Origin of the sequence: Arthrobacter nitrophenolicus, from assembly GCF_045833485.1 — a bacterium.
Lineage (GTDB): Bacteria > Actinomycetota > Actinomycetes > Actinomycetales > Micrococcaceae > Arthrobacter > Arthrobacter nitrophenolicus.
Genome location: NZ_CP174504.1, coordinates 3,354,523 through 3,375,704, shown reverse-complemented (window position 1 = coordinate 3,375,704; position 21,182 = coordinate 3,354,523). Strand labels below are relative to the sequence as shown.

13 protein-coding genes and 3 rRNA genes are annotated in these 21,182 nt (G+C 64.6%); 2 read left to right on the top strand and 14 right to left on the bottom strand.

The window, feature by feature from the left end; genetic code table 11:
• Positions 1-5 precede the first annotated feature (5 nt).
• From ACJJV6_RS15590 to ACJJV6_RS15540, 11 genes are all read right to left on the bottom strand, one after another.
• Positions 6-821: a TlyA family RNA methyltransferase gene (locus ACJJV6_RS15590; RefSeq protein ID WP_407709391.1), complete on the bottom strand. Its 816-nt coding sequence runs from the start codon at positions 819-821 to the stop codon at positions 6-8.
• Positions 821-1,069 carry a hypothetical protein gene (locus ACJJV6_RS15585; protein WP_407709390.1) on the bottom strand — a complete coding sequence of 83 codons (249 nt, stop codon included), beginning with the start codon at positions 1,067-1,069 and terminating at the stop codon, positions 821-823. Before ACJJV6_RS15585 ends, ACJJV6_RS15590 begins: the two co-directional genes overlap by 1 nt.
• Positions 1,070-1,078: 9 nt before the next feature.
• A complete protein-coding gene (locus ACJJV6_RS15580; RefSeq protein WP_407709389.1) occupies positions 1,079-2,068 on the bottom strand; it encodes an HAD-IIA family hydrolase in 990 nt (329 codons plus the stop codon).
• A 5-nt stretch (positions 2,069-2,073) separates the two neighbouring features.
• The gene (locus ACJJV6_RS15575; protein WP_407709388.1) at positions 2,074-4,020 is read right to left on the bottom strand and encodes a hypothetical protein; all 1,947 of its coding nucleotides are present in this window, start codon (positions 4,018-4,020) and stop codon (positions 2,074-2,076) included.
• A 223-nt stretch (positions 4,021-4,243) separates the two neighbouring features.
• On the bottom strand, positions 4,244-5,533 hold the full coding sequence (locus tag ACJJV6_RS15570; RefSeq protein WP_407709387.1) for an ISL3 family transposase: 1,290 nt from the start codon (positions 5,531-5,533) through the stop codon (positions 4,244-4,246).
• Between the two features lie 253 nt (positions 5,534-5,786).
• A 5S ribosomal RNA gene (gene rrf / locus ACJJV6_RS15565) occupies positions 5,787-5,903 on the bottom strand.
• Between the two features lie 167 nt (positions 5,904-6,070).
• Positions 6,071-9,211 (bottom strand): 23S ribosomal RNA (locus ACJJV6_RS15560).
• Between the two features lie 558 nt (positions 9,212-9,769).
• Positions 9,770-11,294, bottom strand: a 16S ribosomal RNA gene (locus tag ACJJV6_RS15555).
• Together the 16S, 23S and 5S rRNA genes form the textbook arrangement of a ribosomal RNA operon.
• Before the next feature lie 503 nt (positions 11,295-11,797).
• Positions 11,798-13,111 (bottom strand): tyrosine--tRNA ligase, encoded by a 1,314-nt coding sequence (gene tyrS, locus ACJJV6_RS15550; RefSeq protein ID WP_354177378.1) that lies wholly within the window; start codon positions 13,109-13,111, stop codon positions 11,798-11,800.
• Positions 13,112-13,145: 34 nt separating this feature from the next.
• The gene (locus tag ACJJV6_RS15545; RefSeq protein WP_407709386.1) at positions 13,146-15,374 is read right to left on the bottom strand and encodes a HelD family protein; all 2,229 of its coding nucleotides are present in this window, start codon (positions 15,372-15,374) and stop codon (positions 13,146-13,148) included.
• Positions 15,375-15,426: 52 nt separating this feature from the next.
• Positions 15,427-16,134 (bottom strand): DNA-3-methyladenine glycosylase, encoded by a 708-nt coding sequence (locus ACJJV6_RS15540; RefSeq protein ID WP_407709385.1) that lies wholly within the window; start codon positions 16,132-16,134, stop codon positions 15,427-15,429.
• A gap of 112 nt (positions 16,135-16,246) precedes the next feature.
• Here ACJJV6_RS15540 and ACJJV6_RS15535 point away from each other — a divergent pair, with 112 nt between their 5' ends.
• Together ACJJV6_RS15535 and ACJJV6_RS15530 are read left to right on the top strand one after the other, a co-directional pair.
• A complete protein-coding gene (locus ACJJV6_RS15535; protein ID WP_407709384.1) occupies positions 16,247-17,728 on the top strand; it encodes a DNA-3-methyladenine glycosylase 2 family protein in 1,482 nt (493 codons plus the stop codon).
• Positions 17,725-18,219, top strand: coding sequence for a methylated-DNA--[protein]-cysteine S-methyltransferase (locus ACJJV6_RS15530; protein ID WP_407709383.1), 495 nt, complete (start codon positions 17,725-17,727; stop codon positions 18,217-18,219). Before ACJJV6_RS15535 ends, ACJJV6_RS15530 begins: the two co-directional genes overlap by 4 nt.
• A 90-nt stretch (positions 18,220-18,309) precedes the next feature.
• Here ACJJV6_RS15530 and ACJJV6_RS15525 read toward each other — a convergent pair whose 3' ends face one another.
• The 3 genes from ACJJV6_RS15525 to argH form a co-directional block, all read right to left on the bottom strand.
• Positions 18,310-19,071 carry a maleylpyruvate isomerase family mycothiol-dependent enzyme gene (locus tag ACJJV6_RS15525; RefSeq protein ID WP_407709382.1) on the bottom strand — a complete coding sequence of 254 codons (762 nt, stop codon included), beginning with the start codon at positions 19,069-19,071 and terminating at the stop codon, positions 18,310-18,312.
• A gap of 10 nt (positions 19,072-19,081) precedes the next feature.
• A complete protein-coding gene (locus tag ACJJV6_RS15520) occupies positions 19,082-19,618 on the bottom strand; it encodes a pyridoxal 5'-phosphate synthase (RefSeq protein ID WP_407709381.1) in 537 nt (178 codons plus the stop codon).
• Between the two features lie 76 nt (positions 19,619-19,694).
• On the bottom strand, positions 19,695-21,149 hold the full coding sequence (gene argH / locus ACJJV6_RS15515) for an argininosuccinate lyase (protein ID WP_407710516.1): 1,455 nt from the start codon (positions 21,147-21,149) through the stop codon (positions 19,695-19,697).
• Positions 21,150-21,182: the final 33 nt, after the last annotated feature.

The window sequence follows — 21,182 nt, the reverse complement described above, 5'->3', positions numbered from 1 at the left end:
GCTCTCTAGTGGTTCGGCCAGATACGTCCGAGCAAGGCAGCAACTTCTGCCCCGCGCTCTTCGATCTTAGGCAAGTCTGTGCCGATCCTGCGTCTTATCCACAGGAAGTACTCGACGTTTCCGTCCTGGCCGGGCAGTGGACTGGCCGCCAGGCCGCACAGGTCCAGGCCGGCGTCGAAGGCTGCCAGCGCCACTTTCTCCACCGCCAGCCGGCGTTCGCGCTCTGAGGTGACCACGCCTGTGCGGCCCAGCCGGTCCTTGCCGATCTCGAACTGTGGCTTGACCATCAGCACCAGGTCGCCGCCGGGCTCCGTGCACTGCGCCAGCGGCTGGACCACCAGGGTGAGCGAGATGAAGGACAGGTCCGCGACGGTCAGGGCAGCGGGTCCGCCGATGTCCGCCGGTTCCATGTACCGGACGTTCATGCCCTCGTGGACGGTGACGCGCGGATCGTCGCGAAGGTGCGGCACCAGCTGTCCGTGGCCGACGTCGACAGCCACCACGGAAGCGGCGCCCCGCCGCAGCAGGACGTCAGTGAAGCCACCCGTGGAGGCGCCGGCGTCCAGGCAGCGTTTGCCTTCCACGGTTACTTCAGGGAAGGCGTCCAGGGCCCCGGCGAGCTTGTGCCCGGCGCGGCTGGCGTAGGTGTCCTGTTCGTCGTGTTCGACGGCGAGGTCCCTGTCGTCGTCCACCTGCAGGGAGGCCTTTGCCAGGACCTTGCCGGCGGACGTGACTTTGCCTTCGGCGATCAGGGCGGCGGCGTGCGTGCGCGACCGGGCCAGGCCGCGGGCCACCAGGGCCTGGTCGAGTCGTACGGGCATCAGGCTCCGCCGCCCGGAGCGCCGGCGTCCGCCTCTGCGTCCGGGTGCTCATCGTTCAGTGCTTCGAGGAGCTCGTCATGCAGGGCTGTGTAGGCTGCTTCGTGCTCTGCGACGGGCGCCTGGGGCAGGTCCGCCAGCCGGGCGAGGGCCCGCGCCACGGCAGGATCCGTGATGCCGGCGCCGGGCGTCTCCGGCCAGTCCGGGGACGGCTCGGCTGTTGCTGCGTCGGGTCCGGTCAGCTCAGTCATTCAACCAGCCTAATGATCCAGCCAGGCAAGTTTTGGCGCCTTGGGGGCCACGGCATCCGGGGTCGCGGCCCACCATGCAGCGCAGGCCGCCCGCCAGGCATCGAGGCTGTCCTGGCGGCCGATGATGCCCACCGCGCCGTTGGCCACGCGCGCGGAGGCCCGCCCGCACGTGTAGGTGCCGTCGTCGTGCGTTACCTCCGGGTAGGGCCGGTACAGGTCCGGCAGCGTCCCGATGATGTAGTCCGGACGCTCGGCGGCGCGGGCCGCCAGGATGGTCTGCCGGGTGTCGACGCCGGTCAGCACCGCCACGGTGGCGAAGCCGGCGTTGTTGCCGCCCAGGATGTCGGTGTCCAGCCGGTCGCCCACCACCAGCGGCCGCTCGGCTCCCAGCCTCTTGGCGGCCGAGTGGAAAAGCGGCGCCTCCGGCTTTCCGGCGACCAGCGGCTGCTGTTTGGTTGCCGCGGCCACCGCAGCCACCAGCGTTCCGTTGCCGGGGGCGATTCCCCGTGCCTGGGGTATGGACATGTCCGTGTTGGTGGCCACCCAGAGCGCGCCGGCGTTGACCACGTACGTGGCTTCCGCCAGGTCCTTCCAACCGATGTCCGGGTTGAAGCCCTGGACCACTGCCACCGGATTTTCGTCCTGGCTGTAAACCGGGACCAGGCCCACCAGTTCGATCTCGCGGGCCAGCGCCGGGCTTCCGGTGATCAGGATCCGGGACCCCGGTGCCAGCCTGGACGCCAGGAGCTCGGCCGCGGCCTGCGACGAGCTGACCACCTGGTTGTCCTCGGCGGGAGCACCCAGTTCACGCAGGTGTGCCGCAACCTGGGCCGGTGACCGGGACGCGTTGTTGGTCACGTAGCCCAGCCCCACCCCGTGGGCGGACAACCGCTGCAGCGACTCCACCGCGCCGGGGATGGCGTGGGGACCCGCGTAGACCACTCCGTCCAGGTCGGCCAGGAGCGCATCGAACAGGGAGATCAGGGGAACGTCTGTCATTCGCGTCAGTCTTCCCGGCTGTCCTGGTTGTCTTCGGTGTCCTGGCTGCCGCTGGAGTCCGAGGCATCGCTGTGGTCCGAGGCACCGCTGTTGTTTGAGGCATCGCCCAGTTCGTCGTGCTCCACGGAGTCTTCGTCGGACTCGGCGTCATCGGACATGAAGTAGTCCGCTTCCTGGTCATCGATGGCAGCGTCGTCGACGTCGGCTGCCTGGACCTCATCGGTTCCTGCCGCGCTGCCGGCGCCGGCCGTTGCTTCGGGGCCGGCGGCGGCTGCCTGGCTGGCTACGGAGGCGCGCTCCAGGTTGCGGCGCCGCTCGGCTTCCTCGCGGGCTTCTTCTTCCTCGTCCCAGCCGAGGTCGATGATGTCAGGCTCCTCGTCGACTCCCTGGCCCAGCGCATTCTCGGCCACAACGGCCTGCTTCTGCCATTTGTCCGCCTCGGCTTCGCGGCCGACGGCGGTGAGGGCGTCAGCGTAGGCACGGAACAGCCGGGGGCTGTAGGAGAAGGCCCGGTTCATGTCGAGCTGCGGGATTTCAAGTTCGGCGACGGCGGCGTCCAGCTGGCCGAGGTCCCTGCGGGCACCTGCAGCCACGATTGCCAGTTCCACCTTGCCGGGGGCGTCCAGGTCCTGGGCTTCCTCGGAGCGGGCTACATCAAGTGCCCGGTCAGGCCGGCCCAGGCCACGTTCGCAGTCGGCCATGACCGGCAGGTGGACATTGGAGCCGCTGATGCGCCGGTAGGTGCGGAATTCCCGGAGGGCCTCGCCGTAGTGGCCGGCAGCGTAGGCAGTGAGGCCCACGGCTTCACGCACCGCAGCAAGCCTGCCGCCGCGGCGGCTTGCCGCCAAAGCGTGCTGGAACGCGAGTTCCGGCTCGTCATCAATCAGGCGCCCAGCCATGACCAGGTGGCGGGCAACCCACTCCGCGCTTCGCGATTCGAGGGTCTTGATCTGGTGCTGGGTGGCGCGGTCCAGCTCTTTACCCGTAACGTCCTCATCGATTTCCGGAGAGCGTTCGCGGTCGGGGCGGTTGGCGCTGCGGATGTCCCTGGCGTTGGGAACGCGTGCCGGACGGTCTTCCTGGCGGTCGCGGCCAAATCCGCGGGGGCCGGAGTCGCTGCGGGGTGCACCACCGCGGGGTGAGTCACCACGGTCGAAGCTGCGGGAGTCGCGGTCCTGCCGCTCCTGCCGGTCGCCGAAAGGCCTGCGGTTGTCGCCGCCCCCGAAGCTGCGGCGCTCAGCGTCGTCACGGCGCGGGCGGTCACCGTAGGGCCGGTTCTCCCGGTCCCCGTAGGGCTTGCGCTCTCCCCCGCCGAACCCGCGGCGGTCGCCGTCGTCGCGGCGCGGACGGTCACCGAAGGGCTTCCGGTCACGGTCGCCAAAAGGCTTCCGGTCGCCGAAGGGCTTGCGGTCACGGTCGCCAAAAGGCTTCCGCTCTCCGCCGCCAAATCCGCGACGGTCATCGCCCTCACGGCGCGGACGGTCACCATAAGGCCGGTTCTCCCGGTCCCCATACGGCTTCCGCTCCCCGCCGCCGAACCCGCGACGGTCATCCGCCTCACGGCGCGGACGGTCACCATAAGGCCGGTTCTCCCGGTCCCCATACGGCTTCCGCTCCCCGCCGCCGAACCCGCGACGGTCATCGCCCTCACGGCGCGGACGGTCACCATAAGGCCGGTTCTCCCGGTCCCCATACGGCTTCCGCTCCCCGCCGCCGAACCCGCGGCGGTCATCGCCCTCACGGCGCGGACGGTCACCGAAAGGCTTCCGGTCACGATCGCCAAAGGGCTTCCGCTCACCGAATGGCTTCCGCTCACCGCCGCCGGCCGCGCCCCGGTCATTGCTGTCGCGGTTACCGCGGGATCGGAACCCGCGCGGATCGCCGCCGGAGTTGTTGTTTCCCCTGAAGGCGCCGCGGTCGTTTCCGCGGTTGCCGCCGTTGTGCTCGGCCATGATGGATTCCTCCTGTTGTGAGCCGACCACTGGCGCAACTGCAGCCGCTCGTATCCGTGTTTCGTTTCCTACGCAACCCGAAATCAAGCGCTTCGAAGTCCGTACATCTTCATCAATTCTAGGCGAGCCCCATAAACCACCGGGACAGTCCGGCCCGGAAGTAGCGCATCGTGGCAATCTGGCTCTTCGCGGTTCGTGGTGAATGTTCTGCCGTGATGGGTGTTCATGCCGCTGTTCTGGCGGCACTGCGCAACAGGATACGCGTTTTATAGTTGCCTGCGTTCGTGAATCCCCGGCCTGTCCTTTTGATGTGCTTGATCGCGGTGTTATTGGCTTCGACTTTCGCGGTTGTCGCGCCGGTGACAATGAGGACCTCGATCTCTTTCCACCACCGGCAGACCGTGCGCCAGAGCCGGTTCGTCTCCGGCTGAGCGGCCCGTTCGACCAAGACCTGCAGGCGGTCTTTGGCAACGGCCGCGTCTGCAAGGGAACCGGTAATCAGCAGGGCCCGGAGCTGCTCCTTGACCAGCCACGCGGCCTGCAGCTTTCCGGTGGCGTCGTCGGTGGCAAACACGGTGCTGAGCCTGGCGCGTGCCCGGTCCGAGAGCGTGTCGCCAGCACGGAGGAGCAGCCGCCGGTTGGCCCAGACTGGATCGATGGAGCGCCCCCGCCGACCATGAACCTGCTGGGTGAGCCTCTGCCGGACTTCGGTGAGCATGTCATTGCCGAGCTTGACCAAATGGAACGCGTCGACCGAGACAGCGGTCCGCGGAAGCCACATCCGCAGGGCCTTTCTGAACGCCGCCGAGGGGTCAATCGCAACGACCTGCACCCCAAGCCGCCACTCCAGCGGGCGGGCGAACAGCCAGTCTCCAACCCCGCCACTGTCGCGGCCGTCCACGATGCCAAGGACCTGCCCGGTGTCCAGATCGACAATGGTGGTCATCCAGGGTTCGTAGCGTTTCCAGGCCTTGGTGGCTGGGTCGCGAAAGAACCGCACGGACCGGTAGCGGTGTTCATCAATGCCGAGCATCCGCGGGGCCAAGGCATCGACATCAGGCAGGGTGAGGGCTGCGGAGTCCAGGGCTTTCTGGACGAGCCACCATGAAACACCGAAGGCAGCGGCGACCTCCGCCGCTGCCCGCCCTGACCCGATCACCGCGGCCACGAGGGCATCCCGAAGCCGGCTGGTAGACCGTGCCCGGCGAGGGACCTGGGAGGTCTCTTCGGTGAATGTCTGTCGTGAGCACAGGTACTCATCGCAGAAGAACCGTCGCTTTGCCCAGACCACCTCAACCGGCCCGGCGACGGGGATGTCACGCAGCCGCTGGGGCCGGCGGGAATGTACGCGACTGCCGATCACGCCGCAGGACGGGCAGCCCGCCTCTGCGGTTGAACCGACATGGATCCGTCGCTGCCCGAAGGCAAGAATCTCGGTGCCGGTGACCCGGTAGTCGGGCAAGTTGAAGATGGTGGTGGCAGCATCTGGGCGCGGGGAAGTAGGCTCGATCAAGGCTCGTAGCTCCTGACTTGATGAATGCGTAGAGAACATCCATCACAGCAGGGCTGCGGGCCCTTCAGCTTTCAAGACACGGAACGCGTTTCACCATCTACCGCGAAGAGCCGGCAATCTTCACACCCCCGGGCGCCTACTTCCGGCGGTTCCCGGAACCGGCGGGTAGGTGGTTGTTCCCGGTGCCGGGGGGTGTGTGGTGGTTAAAGTCGTAGGGCCCTGACATTCGCTGTCAGGGCCCTACTAATGTTATGTCCGGCGGTGTCCTACTCTCCCACACCCTCCCGGGTGCAGTACCATCGGCGCTGTGGGTCTTAGCTTCCGGGTTCGGAATGGGACCGGGCGTTTCCCCCACGCTATGACCGCCGTAACCCTACTACCCGCACCCGGTAATGGGGTGGGGAAATCTGTGTGGTTACAACGTGCTCCGGTTAGGGAGCTGTGGTGTTGTATTCAATTATGTTCCTTCAACCTGTGACCCGTGTTGGGTTGTTGGTTGGGAACCACATAGTGGACGCAAGCAGTTGTGTTTTGTTTGTGGTGTAAGTTGTTGGCCTATTAGTACCGGTCAGCTTCACGAGTCGTTAGTCCTCGCTTCCACATCCGGCCTATCAACCCAGTGGTCTGGCTGGGGGCCTCTCACACCCGAGGGTGTATGGAAATCTCATCTTGAAGCGAGCTTCCCGCTTAGATGCTTTCAGCGGTTATCCCATCCGAACGTAGCTAATCAGCGGTGCACTTGGCAGTACAACTGACACACCAGAGGTTCGTCCGTCCCGGTCCTCTCGTACTAAGGACAGCCCTTCTCAAATTTCCTGCGCGCGCAGCGGATAGGGACCGAACTGTCTCACGACGTTCTAAACCCAGCTCGCGTACCGCTTTAATGGGCGAACAGCCCAACCCTTGGGACCTACTCCAGCCCCAGGATGCGACGAGCCGACATCGAGGTGCCAAACCATGCCGTCGATATGGACTCTTGGGCAAGATCAGCCTGTTATCCCCGAGGTACCTTTTATCCGTTGAGCGACGGCCATTCCACAATGTACCGCCGGATCACTAGTCCCGACTTTCGTCCCTGCTCGAGATGTCTCTCTCACAGTCAAGCTCCCTTGTGCACTTACACTCGACACCTGATTGCCAACCAGGCTGAGGGAACCTTTGGGCGCCTCCGTTACTTTTTAGGAGGCAACCGCCCCAGTTAAACTACCCATCAGGCACTGTCCCTGACCCGGATTACGGGCCGAAGTTAGATGTCCAAAGTGACCAGAGTGGTATTTCAACGATGACTCCACCCGAACTGGCGTCCGGGCTTCAACGTCTCCCACCTATCCTACACAAGCCACTCCGAACACCAATACCAAACTATAGTAAAGGTCTCGGGGTCTTTCCGTCCTGCTGCGCGTAACGAGCATCTTTACTCGTACTGCAATTTCGCCGAGTTTATGGTTGAGACAGCGGGGAAGTCGTTACTCCATTCGTGCAGGTCGGAACTTACCCGACAAGGAATTTCGCTACCTTAGGATGGTTATAGTTACCACCGCCGTTTACTGGGGCTTAAATTCTCAGCTTCGCCTTGCGGCTAACCGGTCCTCTTAACCTTCCAGCACCGGGCAGGAGTCAGTCCGTATACATCGTCTTGCGACTTCGCACGGACCTGTGTTTTTAGTAAACAGTCGCTTCCCCCTGGTCTCTGCGGCCCCGATCCCCTCCCGGACGCATGGTCCGTTCAAGGTTGGGGCCCCCCTTCTCCCGAAGTTACGGGGGCATTTTGCCGAGTTCCTTAACCATAATTCTCTCGATCGCCTTAGTATTCTCTACCTGATCACCTGTGTCGGTTTGGGGTACGGGCGGCTAAAACCTCGCGTCGATGCTTTTCTCGGCAGCATAGGATCACCAAATCCCCCCAAACGGGGGTCCCATCAGATCTCAGGCATTATGAGTGGCGGATTTGCCTACCACTCGCCCTACATCCTTAGACCGGGACAACCATCGCCCGGCTCGGCTACCTTCCTGCGTCACACCTGTTAATACGCTTGCCTCCCAGGATCAGGTCCTGCGCTCCACCAAAACCCTTCACCCACAAGGGGTGTCGGGCAGGTCTCGGGCAGTTAGTATCCCCTGTTCAACATGGGCGGTTTTTCGCCGGTACGGGAATATCAACCCGTTGTCCATCGACTACGCCTGTCGGCCTCGCCTTAGGTCCCGACTTACCCAGGGCAGATTAGCTTGACCCTGGAACCCTTGATCATCCGGCGGACGGGTTTCTCACCCGTCTTTCGCTACTCATGCCTGCATTCTCACTCGTGTAGGCTCCACCGCTGGTTTCCACCGCGACTTCACTGCCCACACGACGCTCCCCTACCCATCCACACTCCTGAACCACAAAGGCTTAGAACACGTGTGAATGCCACAACTTCGGCGGTGTACTTGAGCCCCGCTACATTGTCGGCGCGGAATCACTTGACCAGTGAGCTATTACGCACTCTTTTAAGGATGGCTGCTTCTAAGCCAACCTCCTGGTTGTCTGAGCAACTCCACATCCTTTCCCACTTAGCACACGCTTAGGGGCCTTAGTTGGTGGTCTGGGCTGTTTCCCTCTCGACTATGAAGCTTATCCCCCACAGTCTCACTGCTGCGCTCTCACTTACCGGCATTCGGAGTTTGGCTGACGTCAGTAACCTTGTAGGGCCCATTAGCCATCCAGTAGCTCTACCTCCAGCAAGAAACACGCAACGCTGCACCTAAATGCATTTCGGGGAGAACCAGCTATCACGAAGTTTGATTGGCCTTTCACCCCTACCCACAGCTCATCCCCTCCATTTTCAACTGAAGTGGGTTCGGTCCTCCACGACGTCTTACCGTCGCTTCAACCTGGCCATGGGTAGATCACTTCGCTTCGGGTCTAGATCACGCCACTCACACGCCCTATTCAGACTCGCTTTCGCTACGGCTGCCCCACACGGGTTAACCTCGCGACGTAACACTAACTCGCAGGCTCATTCTTCAAAAGGCACGCCGTCACAGTTACTATGCGATTACTCGCGACTGCTCCGACGGATTGTAAGCACACGGTTTCAGGTACTGTTTCACTCCCCTCCCGGGGTACTTTTCACCTTTCCCTCACGGTACTGGTCCGCTATCGGTCATTAGGGAGTATTTAGGCTTATCAGGTGGTCCTGACAGATTCGCACGGGATTTCTCGGGCCCCGTACTACTTGGGATACTCTCACAGGCGGCACAAACGCATTACGGTTACGGGACTAACACCCTCTCTGGCCGGCCTTTCAAAACCGTTCACCTATGCGCGCACATCACACCCCACCAGCCCGGCAGAACTGGTATGGAAAGTCCCACAACCCCGACCATGCAACGCCCGCCGGCTATCACACATGGAACGGTTTAGCCTGATCCGCGTTCGCTCGCCACTACTAACGGAATCACTATTGTTTTCTCTTCCTGCGGGTACTGAGATGTTTCACTTCCCCGCGTTCCCTCCACGCACCCTATGTGTTCAGGTACGGGTCACCAAGTCACTCGCGCGCTTGGCGGGGTTTCCCCATTCGGACACCCTGGGATCACAGTCCGGTTATCGACTCCCCCAGGCTTATCGCAGATTCCTACGTCCTTCTTCGGCTCCTAATGCCAAGGCATCCACCGTGTGCTCTTAAAAACTTGACCACAAAAGATCAACAACAAAAACACTCGAGAGAACCACAGAAACCGCCCACACCCCATCAACCCCCGAAAGAGTCTCAAACAATGCGGCCAGATCCAGGTTCCAATTCTTGGAAATTGCTTATCCACGAAAAACCCCAAAGGGCTCCTCATGGAAGATGCTCGCGTCCACTATGTAGTTCTCAAACAACAACCCCACACCACACACCCCACACACCAACCCCCCACAAAAAAGGAGGCCAACAGCGCATGAAACGACGTGGCAGGGAAACCAGAAACAAACAAACCCCGGGGAACCAAAACCCCCCGGCCCTGTTGCCTCAGGACCCAACAGTGTGCCAAACACGAAACCACCCAACCCCCGGCCCCGCCGTTCCAGGACACACACCCCAAGGGGGATGCATCCGTACTAGACAAGAACCAGAACCAGGCAGCCGCTATTTGTTGATATTCCACCCATGAGCACCCGCCGCAGAACTAGCGTCTGCGCAACGGGCGTACTCCTGACAACACCACACCCCGCCATACAGCAGAGAATGATAATTGTGAGGCGCTCCTTAGAAAGGAGGTGATCCAGCCGCACCTTCCGGTACGGCTACCTTGTTACGACTTAGTCCCAATCGCCAGTCCCACCTTCGACGGCTCCCTCCCACAAGGGGTTAGGCCACCGGCTTCGGGTGTTACCAACTTTCGTGACTTGACGGGCGGTGTGTACAAGGCCCGGGAACGTATTCACCGCAGCGTTGCTGATCTGCGATTACTAGCGACTCCGACTTCATGGGGTCGAGTTGCAGACCCCAATCCGAACTGAGACCGGCTTTTTGGGATTAGCTCCACCTCACAGTATCGCAACCCTTTGTACCGGCCATTGTAGCATGCGTGAAGCCCAAGACATAAGGGGCATGATGATTTGACGTCGTCCCCACCTTCCTCCGAGTTGACCCCGGCAGTCTCCTATGAGTCCCCACCATCACGTGCTGGCAACATAGAACGAGGGTTGCGCTCGTTGCGGGACTTAACCCAACATCTCACGACACGAGCTGACGACAACCATGCACCACCTGTAAACCAGCCCCAAAGGGGAAACCACATTTCTGCGGCGGTCCGGTCCATGTCAAGCCTTGGTAAGGTTCTTCGCGTTGCATCGAATTAATCCGCATGCTCCGCCGCTTGTGCGGGCCCCCGTCAATTCCTTTGAGTTTTAGCCTTGCGGCCGTACTCCCCAGGCGGGGCACTTAATGCGTTAGCTACGGCGCGGAAAACGTGGAATGTCCCCCACACCTAGTGCCCAACGTTTACGGCATGGACTACCAGGGTATCTAATCCTGTTCGCTCCCCATGCTTTCGCTCCTCAGCGTCAGTTAATGCCCAGAGACCTGCCTTCGCCATCGGTGTTCCTCCTGATATCTGCGCATTTCACCGCTACACCAGGAATTCCAGTCTCCCCTACATCACTCTAGTCTGCCCGTACCCACCGCAGATCCGGAGTTGAGCCCCGGACTTTCACGGCAGACGCGACAAACCGCCTACGAGCTCTTTACGCCCAATAATTCCGGATAACGCTTGCGCCCTACGTATTACCGCGGCTGCTGGCACGTAGTTAGCCGGCGCTTCTTCTGCAGGTACCGTCACTTTCGCTTCTTCCCTACTGAAAGAGGTTTACAACCCGAAGGCCGTCATCCCTCACGCGGCGTCGCTGCATCAGGCTTGCGCCCATTGTGCAATATTCCCCACTGCTGCCTCCCGTAGGAGTCTGGGCCGTGTCTCAGTCCCAGTGTGGCCGGTCACCCTCTCAGGCCGGCTACCCGTCGTCGCCTTGGTAAGCCATTACCTCACCAACAAGCTGATAGGCCGCGAGTCCATCCAAAACCACAAAAGCTTTCCACCAACCACCATGCGATGGAAGGTCATATCCGGTATTAGACCCAGTTTCCCAGGCTTATCCCAGAGTCAAGGGCAGGTTACTCACGTGTTACTCACCCGTTCGCCACTAATCACCGGTGCAAGCACCGGATCATCGTTCGACTTGCATGTGTTAAGCACGCCGCCAGCGTTCATCCTGAGCCAGGATCAAACTCTCCGTTGAAGTAAAACAAAAACAGACACAACCAAAACCAGTGGAAATAACACCAGCAAAGGCTGCACAAAATTTGAAACCAGCTGTAAAACCAAACCAATGCCACAGGGGCGGCACGATCCGGCAATTCAACCAATCACATTACATAATCGGTATCAACAAACTTGGCACACTATTGAGTTCTCAAACAACAGACACATTCGAATATTCCCGAAACAAATTCAAAAAGAATTTGTATTTCGTATTTCTTCGCTGCGATGTTTCAATCTTATTTCATCCATATTCGCTTTTGCAAATCCGGCTGTTTTACCGGAATTCACTCGGCGAAGTGAATCCACCCAGCAAAAAGTGAAGCATTCCTGCTATCAGAGCGCTGCTCTGAGAAGAATTGCTTCTCATTAGTTGGGGGTTTGTCACCACTCAGCGGCGGCGACTCAGAAAACAATACACGCCCCTCCGCGACCGTGCAAATCGGCTGTGAAGGGGCGTGCAAAAGGGGTGGGATGCCGCAGTTACGGGACCAGGACCTCAACCGTAGCCAGGTTCTTCTTGCCCCGGCGGAGCAGCAGGTACTGGCCGTGGAGAAGTTCGTCCTCGGAAATGACAGCTTCAGGATCCAGGACCTTTTCGTTGTTGACGTAGGCGCCACCCTCACCCACCGTACGGCGGGCAGCCGACTTGCTCTCCGACAGCCCGGAGGCCACCAGCAGGTCCACGATCCCGAGTGCATCCACCTGGACGGTGGCAGAGGGAAGCTCAGACGTGGCCGCCTGAAGCGTGGACTTGTCCAGGGCAGTGAGATCGCCGTTGCCGAACAGGGCGGCCGAAGCGGCGATGACCTTTTCGGTGGCTTCCACGCCATGCACCAGCGACGTGACTTCGTAGGCGAGCTTCCGCTGCCCCTCACGGGCGAACGGACGCTCGGCCACTGCAGTAGCGATCTCTTCAATCTCGGAGCGGGTCAGGAAGGTGAAGACCTTCAGCCGGTCCACAACGTCTGCATCGGCAGTGTTGAGCCAGAACTGGTAGAACGCGTACGGGCTGCACATGCCGGCGTCGAGCCAGATGGCGTTGCCTTCGCTCTTGCCGAACTTGCTGCCGTCGGAGTTGGTGATCAGCGGCGTGCCCAGGGCGTGGACGCTCTTGCCCTCCACCTTGCGGATCAGTTCGGTGCCGCTGGTCAGGTTTCCCCACTGGTCTGAGCCGCCCGTCTGCAGGACGCAGTCGTAGGCGCGGTAGAGCTCCAGGTAGTCCATTCCCTGCAGGATCTGGTAGCTGAACTCGGTGTAGCTGATGCCCTCATCGGAGTTGAGCCGCGAGGCGACAGCATCCTTGCGGAGCATGGTGCCCACCCGGAAGTGCTTGCCCACTTCCCGCAGGAAATCGATGGCGCTCAGCGGCGCCGTCCAGTCGAGGTTGTTGACCATCCGGGCAGCGTTGTCACCCTCGAAACTCAGGAACCGGCGCACCTGCGCCTGCAGGTAGCCCACCCACTCCGTCACTGTTTCCTTGGTGTTCAGGGTGCGCTCGGCAGTGGGACGGGGATCACCGATCAGGCCCGTGGAGCCACCAACGAGTCCCAACGGCTTGTGCCCCGCCAGCTGCAGCCGCCGCATGAGGAGCAACTGGACCAGGTTGCCCAGGTGCAGGCTCGGTGCAGTCGGATCGAAGCCGCAATAGTACGTGACCGGGGCGCCAGCGAGGAGCTTTTCAAGCTCGGCTTCGTCGGTGGAGACGTGGACCAGGCCACGCCACTTCAGCTCCTGCCAGATGTTGGCAAAAGAGGGGTCGTTGTGTTGCGATTCGAGGCTGTTGATGTCTGGCACGCCTTCTAAGGTAGCAGTATCGGAGGACGCCGGATCAGCGGACGATACCGGCCGGAACGGGTTCGGCGGCGATCAGCCGCAGCCGCTGCGTGGCGCGGGTCATGGCCACGTAGAGGTCACCCACCTTGCCGTGCTCATGGTTGAGCATCTTCGCGGGTTCCAGGACCACAACGCCGTCGAACTCAAGGCCTTTGGCCTCGCGGGGGCTGATGACCACGATGTCCTGCTCGTAGCTGCCCGCGCCGGTGCCGATGCGGCGCCCGTAGGCGGCGCGCAGGGCTGCGGTGGCCTGGGGCAGGAGCGGTCCGTCGGCAATCACGGCGAGCAGGCCGCCGTCGAGCGCTTCCAGCTCCTCCGGGAGGACTTCCACAAGCCGGTCCACCAGGCTGCCGGGGGCAACCTCGTCGATGATGGGCGACCAGCGCCCCTCCCGCACTGCCTTGGGGGCGGACACCACCAGGCCCGCGGCGTTCGCCATCCGGACGGCGGCTTCGGCGATCTGGGAGGGCGTCCGGTAGTTGACCGTCAACTCCTCCAGCTGCCACCGGTCGCCGAACATCGGTGCCAGGGCGCCCTGCCATGAATTGGCGCCGGCGACGGAACTGGTCTGCGCGATGTCGCCCACAATGGTGAAGGACTTCAGGGGGCAGCGGCGGACCAGGAGCCGCCACTGCATGGGGGAAAGCTCCTGCGCCTCGTCAACCACGATGTGCCCGAACGCCCACGTGCGGTCGCTGGTGGCACGCTCGGCAGCGGTGAGCCGTGCCTCGCGTTCCTGGTTCTGCTCCATCAGGTCTTCGGCGGTCATCAGGGCGTCAACGCCGGCGGTTTCCATGTTGACGAGCGTCTGCTTGGCGTTGGCGAGGTCGCGGGCACGGTCGTGCTCCTGCTGGGCCAGTCCGCGGCCGGCGGCGGCGTCGAGTTCGCCCAGCAGTTCGGCGGCCTCATCCAGCAGCGGGATATCGGACTCGGTCCAGGGGGCGTCGGCCGGCCGCAGGAGCAGCGCGCGCTCCGCGGGCGAAAGGTGGGGGGTGCAGAATTCCAGGATGGCCGGCTTGCTGAACAGGTCGGAGATCAGCTTTTCCGTCGTCATGGGCATCCAGCACAGGTTCAGGGCGATGCGGACGTCCCGGGCCGTTCGGACATCCTCTGCAAGGTAGGAGCGGTCCGCGTTGTTGCCGATGTTCCCGGCCTCGACCAGCTCGGTCATCTGCTCCGTCAGTTCACGCAGCAGGATCTTGACGAACGTCACGCGTGCCTCGTTGTACGGCTTGCCGGTGGCGCGCGCTTTCTCCCGGGCGCGGCGGACCTGCCGGGGCGTCAGCACCAGCTTGCGGCCGTCCACTTCCAGCGTCCTGTTATGGGCCGGAACACGCTGGCGGTTGGAGACGGCGTTGGCCACGATTTCGGCCATGTCCAGGCGGCCCTTCAGCGCGGCAACAGCAGCGTCCTGCTCCGGCACGGCATGGATGCCTGGCATGAGGCGGCCAAGGCTGGCCATGACCACGCCGGTCTCACCCAGTGAGGGCAGCACCCGTTCGATGTACTTCATGAACGACGACGACGGGCCCACCAGGAGCACGCCTGCACTCTTGAGCCGGTCGCGGTGGGTGTACAGCAGGTAGGCGGCGCGGTGCAGCGCGACGGCGGTCTTGCCGGTTCCGGGACCGCCCTGGACCACCAGCGCGCCGGAGATGGAGGACCGGATGATGCGGTCCTGCTCGGACTGGATGGTGCTGACGATGTCCGACATCCGGCCGGTGCGCTTGGAATTCAGGGCGGCGAGCAGGGCGCCTTCACCCTGCAGCGACTCATTGTCCGCAAGCATCCCGGCGTCCAGGACATCGTCCTCGATGGCCTTCACTTCGCGGCCCTGCAGGATCAGGTGCCGGCGGCGGCGCACGCCCTGCCGGTCGAAAGCGGTGGCCTGGTAAAAGTGGCCGGCCTCGGGCGCGCGCCAGTCAACCATCAGGCGCTGCAGGTCCTCGGTGGTGAGGCCGATGCGGCCGATGTACTGCGCTTCGCCGGAGTCCAGGTCCAGGCGTCCGAAGACCAGCCGGTCATCCACGGCGTCCAGCTGCGCCAGGCGGTCCTCATACAGTGCGGCGAAGGCGTCGCGTTCGGAAACGTTCTGCATGGTGCCCACTGCCCCGGCCCGCCGGACCTGCGCCAGCTGCCGGCGCTTTTCCTCGCGGAGCTCTTCCAGCCGGGCATACAGGCCGGCTACATACTCCCGTTCGTGGGCCAAATCGGCGTCAAGCATTTAACGTTCCCCTATCGCAAAAGACAGACCTACCATTCTACAACCATTTCCCTTAACGCTGATGAAACGTGGACCGGCCGGGTTGCGCCGCCCGCGGTGCGGCCGCCGAGGGTTTCCGGACCCGGGCTTTGGCGGCCTTGTACCTGGAGACAGTGGGGTCCCCGGTGATCCAGAAGCGCCACGCGTACTCGTCCGAGCCGCCCGCCCCGGCCACCCCCACCCGCGGACCGGAACTGACCTGCGGGGGCGGCCCCGGCGGAAGGACCAGCCCGAAGGGCGGGGCAAGCGCGTCACGGCCGCTGTCCGCCGTCGTCAGTCCCAGTGCCTTGGCCAGCCGGGCCGGGCCGCTGGCGAGGTCGGCGGGACTCCTGGACGTGGTCCGCCGCCGCCGTGCAAGATCAAGGCCGTCAACGATTTCGCCCGCCCGCAGCAGCAGCGCGGAGGCAACGCCCTCCGGCCCGCAGACGATATTGGTGCAGTGGTGCATTCCGTAGGTGAAGTAGACGTACAGGTGACCGGCGGGGCCAAACATGGGCGCGTTGCGTGGCGTTGGGCCGCGGTACGTGTGGGAGCCCGGGTCCGGATGCAACGAATCCTCCGGCCCCAGGTAGGCCTCAACTTCCGTCAGGCGGACGGACACCGGACCTTCGCGCGACTCGTGCGTGAGGACGGCGCCCAGGAACAGCGGGGCCAGCTCGCGGGCATCGCCCGAGAGGATCTCCCGCAGCGGCGGACCGGCCGGCACAGGGTTTTCACTCATGGCCAGACCTTACCCGCATCCGGCCGCTTCACCCGAGGCACGGCGGCGGAACTGCCACGGCCATGTCCGATTTCCGCTAGTAGACGCTTCCGGCGGCTGGCAGGATGGAGTCATGGACTTCTGGCAGCGCTACCGGGCGATCGACGCCCGGGACACCCGTTTCGACGGGCAGTTCTACACTGCGGTCCGCACCACGGGGATCTACTGCCGCCCCTCCTGCCCGGCGCGCACCCCCAAGGCCGCCAACGTCACCTTCTACGAAACCTCGGCTGCGGCACACGACGCCGGCTACCGGGCCTGCAAGCGCTGCCTTCCCGAGGCCGTGCCCGGCACCCCTGCCTGGAACCTCCGCCAGGACGTCGCCGGCCGGGCCATGCGGCTGATCAACGACGGCGTGATCAACAGGGACGGCGTGGAGGGCCTCGCTGCCCGGCTGGGCTACTCGTCGCGCCAGCTCAACCGGATCCTCACCCATGAACTGGGCGCCGGACCGCTGTCCCTGGCCAGGGCCGGACGGGCCCAGACCGCCCGCACTTTGCTGGTCTCCACGCCAATGAAGCTTGCCGACGTTGCCTTCGCCGCCGGCTTCAGCAGCGTCCGGCAGTTCAACGAGACCATCCTCGATGTGTTCGCCATGACCCCCACTGCCCTTCGGCACACCGGCCGGCATGCACAGGCGGCGGGAGCTGCTACGGCGCTGACCCTCAGCCTCCCCTACCGCAAACCCTTCGATCCCGGCATCTTCACGTTCCTCGCGGTCCGCGCCATCCCGGGCATCGAGGCGGGCACGGCAACCTCATACGCCCGGACCATGCGGCTGCCCCACGGTGACGCCCGCTTCAGGGTTGATTACGACGCCGGCACACGGGAGCGGCCGCTGACCCTCACCGTCGGCGCGGCGGACCTGCGCGACCTGCCGGCGCTGCTGAGCCGCGTCCGGCGGCTCTTCGACCTTGACGCCGACCCGGAAGCCATCGACAGCGCCCTGGCAGCGGACAGCCGGCTGGCCGCCTCCGTGGCGGAAGCCCCGGGCATCCGGATGCCCGGTGCCCTGGATCCCCAGGAGCTCCTGGTGCGGGCCATGGTGGGCCAGCAGATCACCGTGGCCGCAGCCCGCACCGCGCTCACGCAGCTCTCAGCGGCCGGCAGCCCCAGCAGTGTTCCGGGCGACGGGCTTGACCGGCTCTTCCCCACGTCCGCCCAGATCGCGGAGTCCGGTCATTTGCTGCGCGGGCCCCGGCGCCGGACGGAATCGCTCCTTTTTGCCGCCGCAGCCATGGCGGAAGGTCGCATCGATCCCGGTTACGGCGATGACCTGGCCGGCCTCACCGCCAAACTGCTGCCGCTGCCCGGCGTGGGGCCCTGGACTGTGGGCTACGCGGCCATGCGGATCCTGGGCGCCCCCGACGTCTTCCTCGCCAACGATGCCGCCGTCCGGAACGGAATCCGGGCCCTATCGGCGGGCGGCGCCGGCCTGGCCCCGGACTTCCGGGAAGCCAGCCCCTGGCGTTCCTACGCCACCATGCACCTGTGGCGCGCCGCCGCACCCAAAGCCCCTGCCGCCAGCGGCACTTCCAGGAAAGCGATGCCATGACCGCCCAACTGCTGACAATGTCCACCCCGGACGGCCCCTTCACCATCATCGCGCGGGACGGACTGGTCTTGGCGTCCGGCTGGACCGCCGACCCCGGCGACCTGACCGGCCAGGTCCATCCGGCACTGCGGCCCGACGCCGTCCAGGCCGTCGCCGGGCTCGGCGGCATCTCGGAGGCCGTGGAGGCCTTTTACGATGGCGACCCCGCCCCGGCCATGGCCGTGCCGGTCCTGCAGCGATCGGGTCCGTTCCGTGCCCATGCCTGGGATGTCCTTCGGGAGGTCAAGCCCGGCCACCCGGTGACGTACACGGAGTACGCGGCGCTGGCAGGCAATGCCAGGGCGGTCCGCGCGGCGGCCAGCGCGTGCGCCTTCAATGCAGCCGCCCTGTTTGTGCCGTGCCACCGGGTGATCCGGACCGACGGCTCCCTGGGCGGGTTCCGCTGGGGCCTGCGGGTGAAGGAGAGCCTGCTGGCCCGCGAAGCGGCCTGACCGGCCCGTTTCCCCGTTGCTCTATCAGTCGTTGCTCCTAAACCAGGGTTTTAGGAACCAGAAATGATAGAGCAACGAAATGCCGGCGGGTTACTTCGGCGCCGGGGTTCCCGGTGGCCAGGGCAGCAGCCCGGGCAGGTCCGTCCCGTCCGCTGCGGCGGACGCCCGCAGGCTGCCGAGTGAAGGCTCGCGGCCTGCCAGCCAGGCGGCGATGTCCGTCAGCATCCCGCTGATGACGGTGGACCGGTTGCCGCTGCCGATGCTGACGGGCGGCAGGCCCAGCGGCTGCAGCACCAGTTTGTCCTCCGGCCGCACCCGGGCGGCGAGGAAGTCGAACAGGTGCTGGCAGAACGGCCGGCTCCAGGTTTCCGGTCCCCTGCCCGTTTCCAGGTCGGACTCGTGGATGACGAGTTCGCGCCAGAGTGCCAGGCCGCCGTCCAGCACCACTCCCCCGCGGTAGGCGATCGGGGCCCACCAGCCGGTGCGGTTGGCCGAAGAATCCTTGACACCCGGCAGCGCATCGAAAGCCTTGAGGACCCGCTCCAGTGCCGCGCTTAGGTCTGCGCAGTGGGTGGCGGCGTCGTGCCCTGCCGCCATGTCGATGGCTTTGTTCCGGCCGTCCATGCCGCCGTCGTACAGCTCGATGGTTTCGCCCCGGGCCGCATACTCGAGTTGCCGGGCCATGGCGTTGGAGATCCCGGTGAGATGGGCGAGGACATGCCCCCGCGTCCAGCCCGGCAGTGCGGATGGCGAGAGTACGTCGGCGTCGCTGAATTTTGCGGCGTCTGCGGCAACGTCTTCCGCCGCCTTGTGGAGGTCTGCGAGCAGGTCATCGGGTGCGGGAGGGGCCATGGCGCTCATCCTAGCCCTCAGGAGCTCCGTCCGGCCCGAGGCGGTGCCGGACATGCCCGCCGTCGTTGCTCCCCTGCCAGAACTCGAACTCCGTCGGCTGGACTGCGTACAGCTGCCAGTTGGGGTTGGTGCTGCCGTCGGCGCGGGGACGTTCCGCCCAGTCGCGGGCGGAGGCCTCGGCGGACAGCTGGACCACCGGCCCGGCCACACGGACCTGCCGCCCCAGGGAGGCCCAGTAGAAGTTCATGGCGGCCTGCGGAACGATGTCCAGTTCCTGCCCCTTGCGGGAGGTGCGGGACGTGGCGAAATGCCAGCCGTCGCCGTCGATGTTCTTCAGGATCAGCATCCGTGACGACGGCTGCTGCCCGGCACTGACCGTGGCCAGGCTGAAGGCGTGGGGCTGCTGCTCCCCCGCGTCCAGCGCCTCGTCCAGCCACTGCTTGAACAGCTCCACGGGGTTCCGGGCGGCGCTGGCCGGATCAAAGCGGGGAAGGTCGGCCGGAAAGTCGGGCAGGGTGCGGAGGAACTTCCGGAAGGTTTCGCTCATGGACCCAGCCTAGCCACAGACGGGTTTCGACAGGCTCAACCACCACCGGTGGTTGAGCCTGCCGAAACCAAGCCAACTAGCCTGCGTACTCCCGGACGCCCGCAAGCTCGCCTTCAAGGGCGGCCAGCTGGCGTTCGACGGCGGCCGGCGCCGTTCCGCCCTGCGAGTTGCGGCTGTTCAGCGAGCCCTCGGTGGACAGGACGGTGCGGACCTCGGGGGTCAGGTGCGCCGAGATGGCCGCGAACTCGTCGTCGGTCAGGTCCCACAGCTCGACGCCGCGGGACTCGGCCTGCTTGACGGCCGCGCCGGACAGCTCGTGCGCCTCCCGGAACGGGACGCCCTGCCGGACCAGCCATTCGGCGATGTCCGTGGCCAGCGCGAAGCCCTGCGGTGCCAGCGATTCCATCCGCTCCCGGTTGAAGGTCAGGGTGGCGATCATGCCGGAGACGGCCGGAAGCAGGAGCTCCAGCGTGTCGGCGGCGTCGAACACCGGTTCCTTGTCCTCCTGCAGGTCGCGGTTGTACGCGAGCGGCAGGCCCTTGAGCGTGGCGAGCAGCCCGGTCAGGTTGCCGATCAGGCGTCCCGCCTTGCCGCGGGCCAGCTCGGCCACGTCCGGGTTCTTCTTCTGCGGCATGATCGAGGACCCCGTGGAGTAGGAGTCATGCAACGTGACGAACGAGAACTCCTTGGTGGCCCAGAAGATCACTTCCTCCGAGATCCGGGACAGGTCCACCCCGATCATGGAGCACACCCAGGCGAACTCGGCGAAGACGTCGCGGGACGCCGTGCCGTCGATGGAGTTGTGGACCGCAGAGTAGAAGCCCAGGTCCGCCGCCACCGCTTCCGGATCGAGCCCCAGCGAGGAGCCTGCCAGGGCGCCGGACCCGTACGGCGAAACACCGGCCCGCTTGTCCCAGTCCTGCAGCCGCTGAACATCGCGCAGCAGGGCCCAGGCATGGGCCAGCAGGTGGTGGCTGAGCAGGACAGGCTGGGCGTGCTGCAGGTGGGTGCGGCCCGGCATGGCCACGCCCTGGTGCGCTTTGGCCTGATCCACCAGCGCGTCAACGGTGTCCAGCACGCCGCGGGCAATGATCCGGGCGTGGTCTCGCAGGAACATCCGGCCCAGGGTTGCCACCTGGTCGTTGCGGGACCGCCCGGCACGGAGCTTGCCGCCCAGCTGCGGGCCCGCCCGCTCGATCAGGCCGCGTTCCAGGGAACCGTGGACGTCCTCGTCGGACTCCGCCGGCAGGTAGGCGCCGGAGGCCACGTCCTCGTCCAGCTGCGTCAGGGCGGCGAGCATTCCCTCCAGCTCGCCGTCGTCCAGCAGGCCGGCCTTGTGCAGCACGCGGGCGTGCGCCTTGGAACCGGCGATGTCGTAGCGCGCCAGGCGCCAGTCGAAGTGCGTGGACTTGCTCAGGGCAGCGAGGGCGTCCGCGGGGCCGCCGGCGAACCGGCCGCCCCACAGTGCGCCGGTGTTTGTCGAGCCGGTGGTTGAGCCCGTCGAAACCCGGGTTTCGACAGGCTCAACCACCGGGCTTGTTCCCGGATTCGAATTCTGCTCGGC

What these genes read in the sequence shown, in the direction of transcription:
- ACJJV6_RS15590 (WP_407709391.1), bottom strand. Translation starts at nt 821, where the DNA reads ATGCCCGTACGACTCGACCAGGCCCTGGTGGCCCGCGGCCTGGCCCGG.
- ACJJV6_RS15585 (WP_407709390.1), bottom strand. Translation starts at nt 1,069, where the DNA reads ATGACTGAGCTGACCGGACCCGACGCAGCAACAGCCGAGCCGTCCCCG.
- ACJJV6_RS15580 (WP_407709389.1), bottom strand. Translation starts at nt 2,068, where the DNA reads ATGACAGACGTTCCCCTGATCTCCCTGTTCGATGCGCTCCTGGCCGAC.
- ACJJV6_RS15575 (WP_407709388.1), bottom strand. Translation starts at nt 4,020, where the DNA reads ATGGCCGAGCACAACGGCGGCAACCGCGGAAACGACCGCGGCGCCTTC.
- ACJJV6_RS15545 (WP_407709386.1), bottom strand. Translation starts at nt 15,374, where the DNA reads ATGCTTGACGCCGATTTGGCCCACGAACGGGAGTATGTAGCCGGCCTG.
- ACJJV6_RS15540 (WP_407709385.1), bottom strand. Translation starts at nt 16,134, where the DNA reads ATGAGTGAAAACCCTGTGCCGGCCGGTCCGCCGCTGCGGGAGATCCTC.
- ACJJV6_RS15535 (WP_407709384.1), top strand. Translation starts at nt 16,247, where the DNA reads ATGGACTTCTGGCAGCGCTACCGGGCGATCGACGCCCGGGACACCCGT.
- ACJJV6_RS15530 (WP_407709383.1), top strand. Translation starts at nt 17,725, where the DNA reads ATGACCGCCCAACTGCTGACAATGTCCACCCCGGACGGCCCCTTCACC.
- ACJJV6_RS15525 (WP_407709382.1), bottom strand. Translation starts at nt 19,071, where the DNA reads ATGGCCCCTCCCGCACCCGATGACCTGCTCGCAGACCTCCACAAGGCG.
- ACJJV6_RS15520 (WP_407709381.1), bottom strand. Translation starts at nt 19,618, where the DNA reads ATGAGCGAAACCTTCCGGAAGTTCCTCCGCACCCTGCCCGACTTTCCG.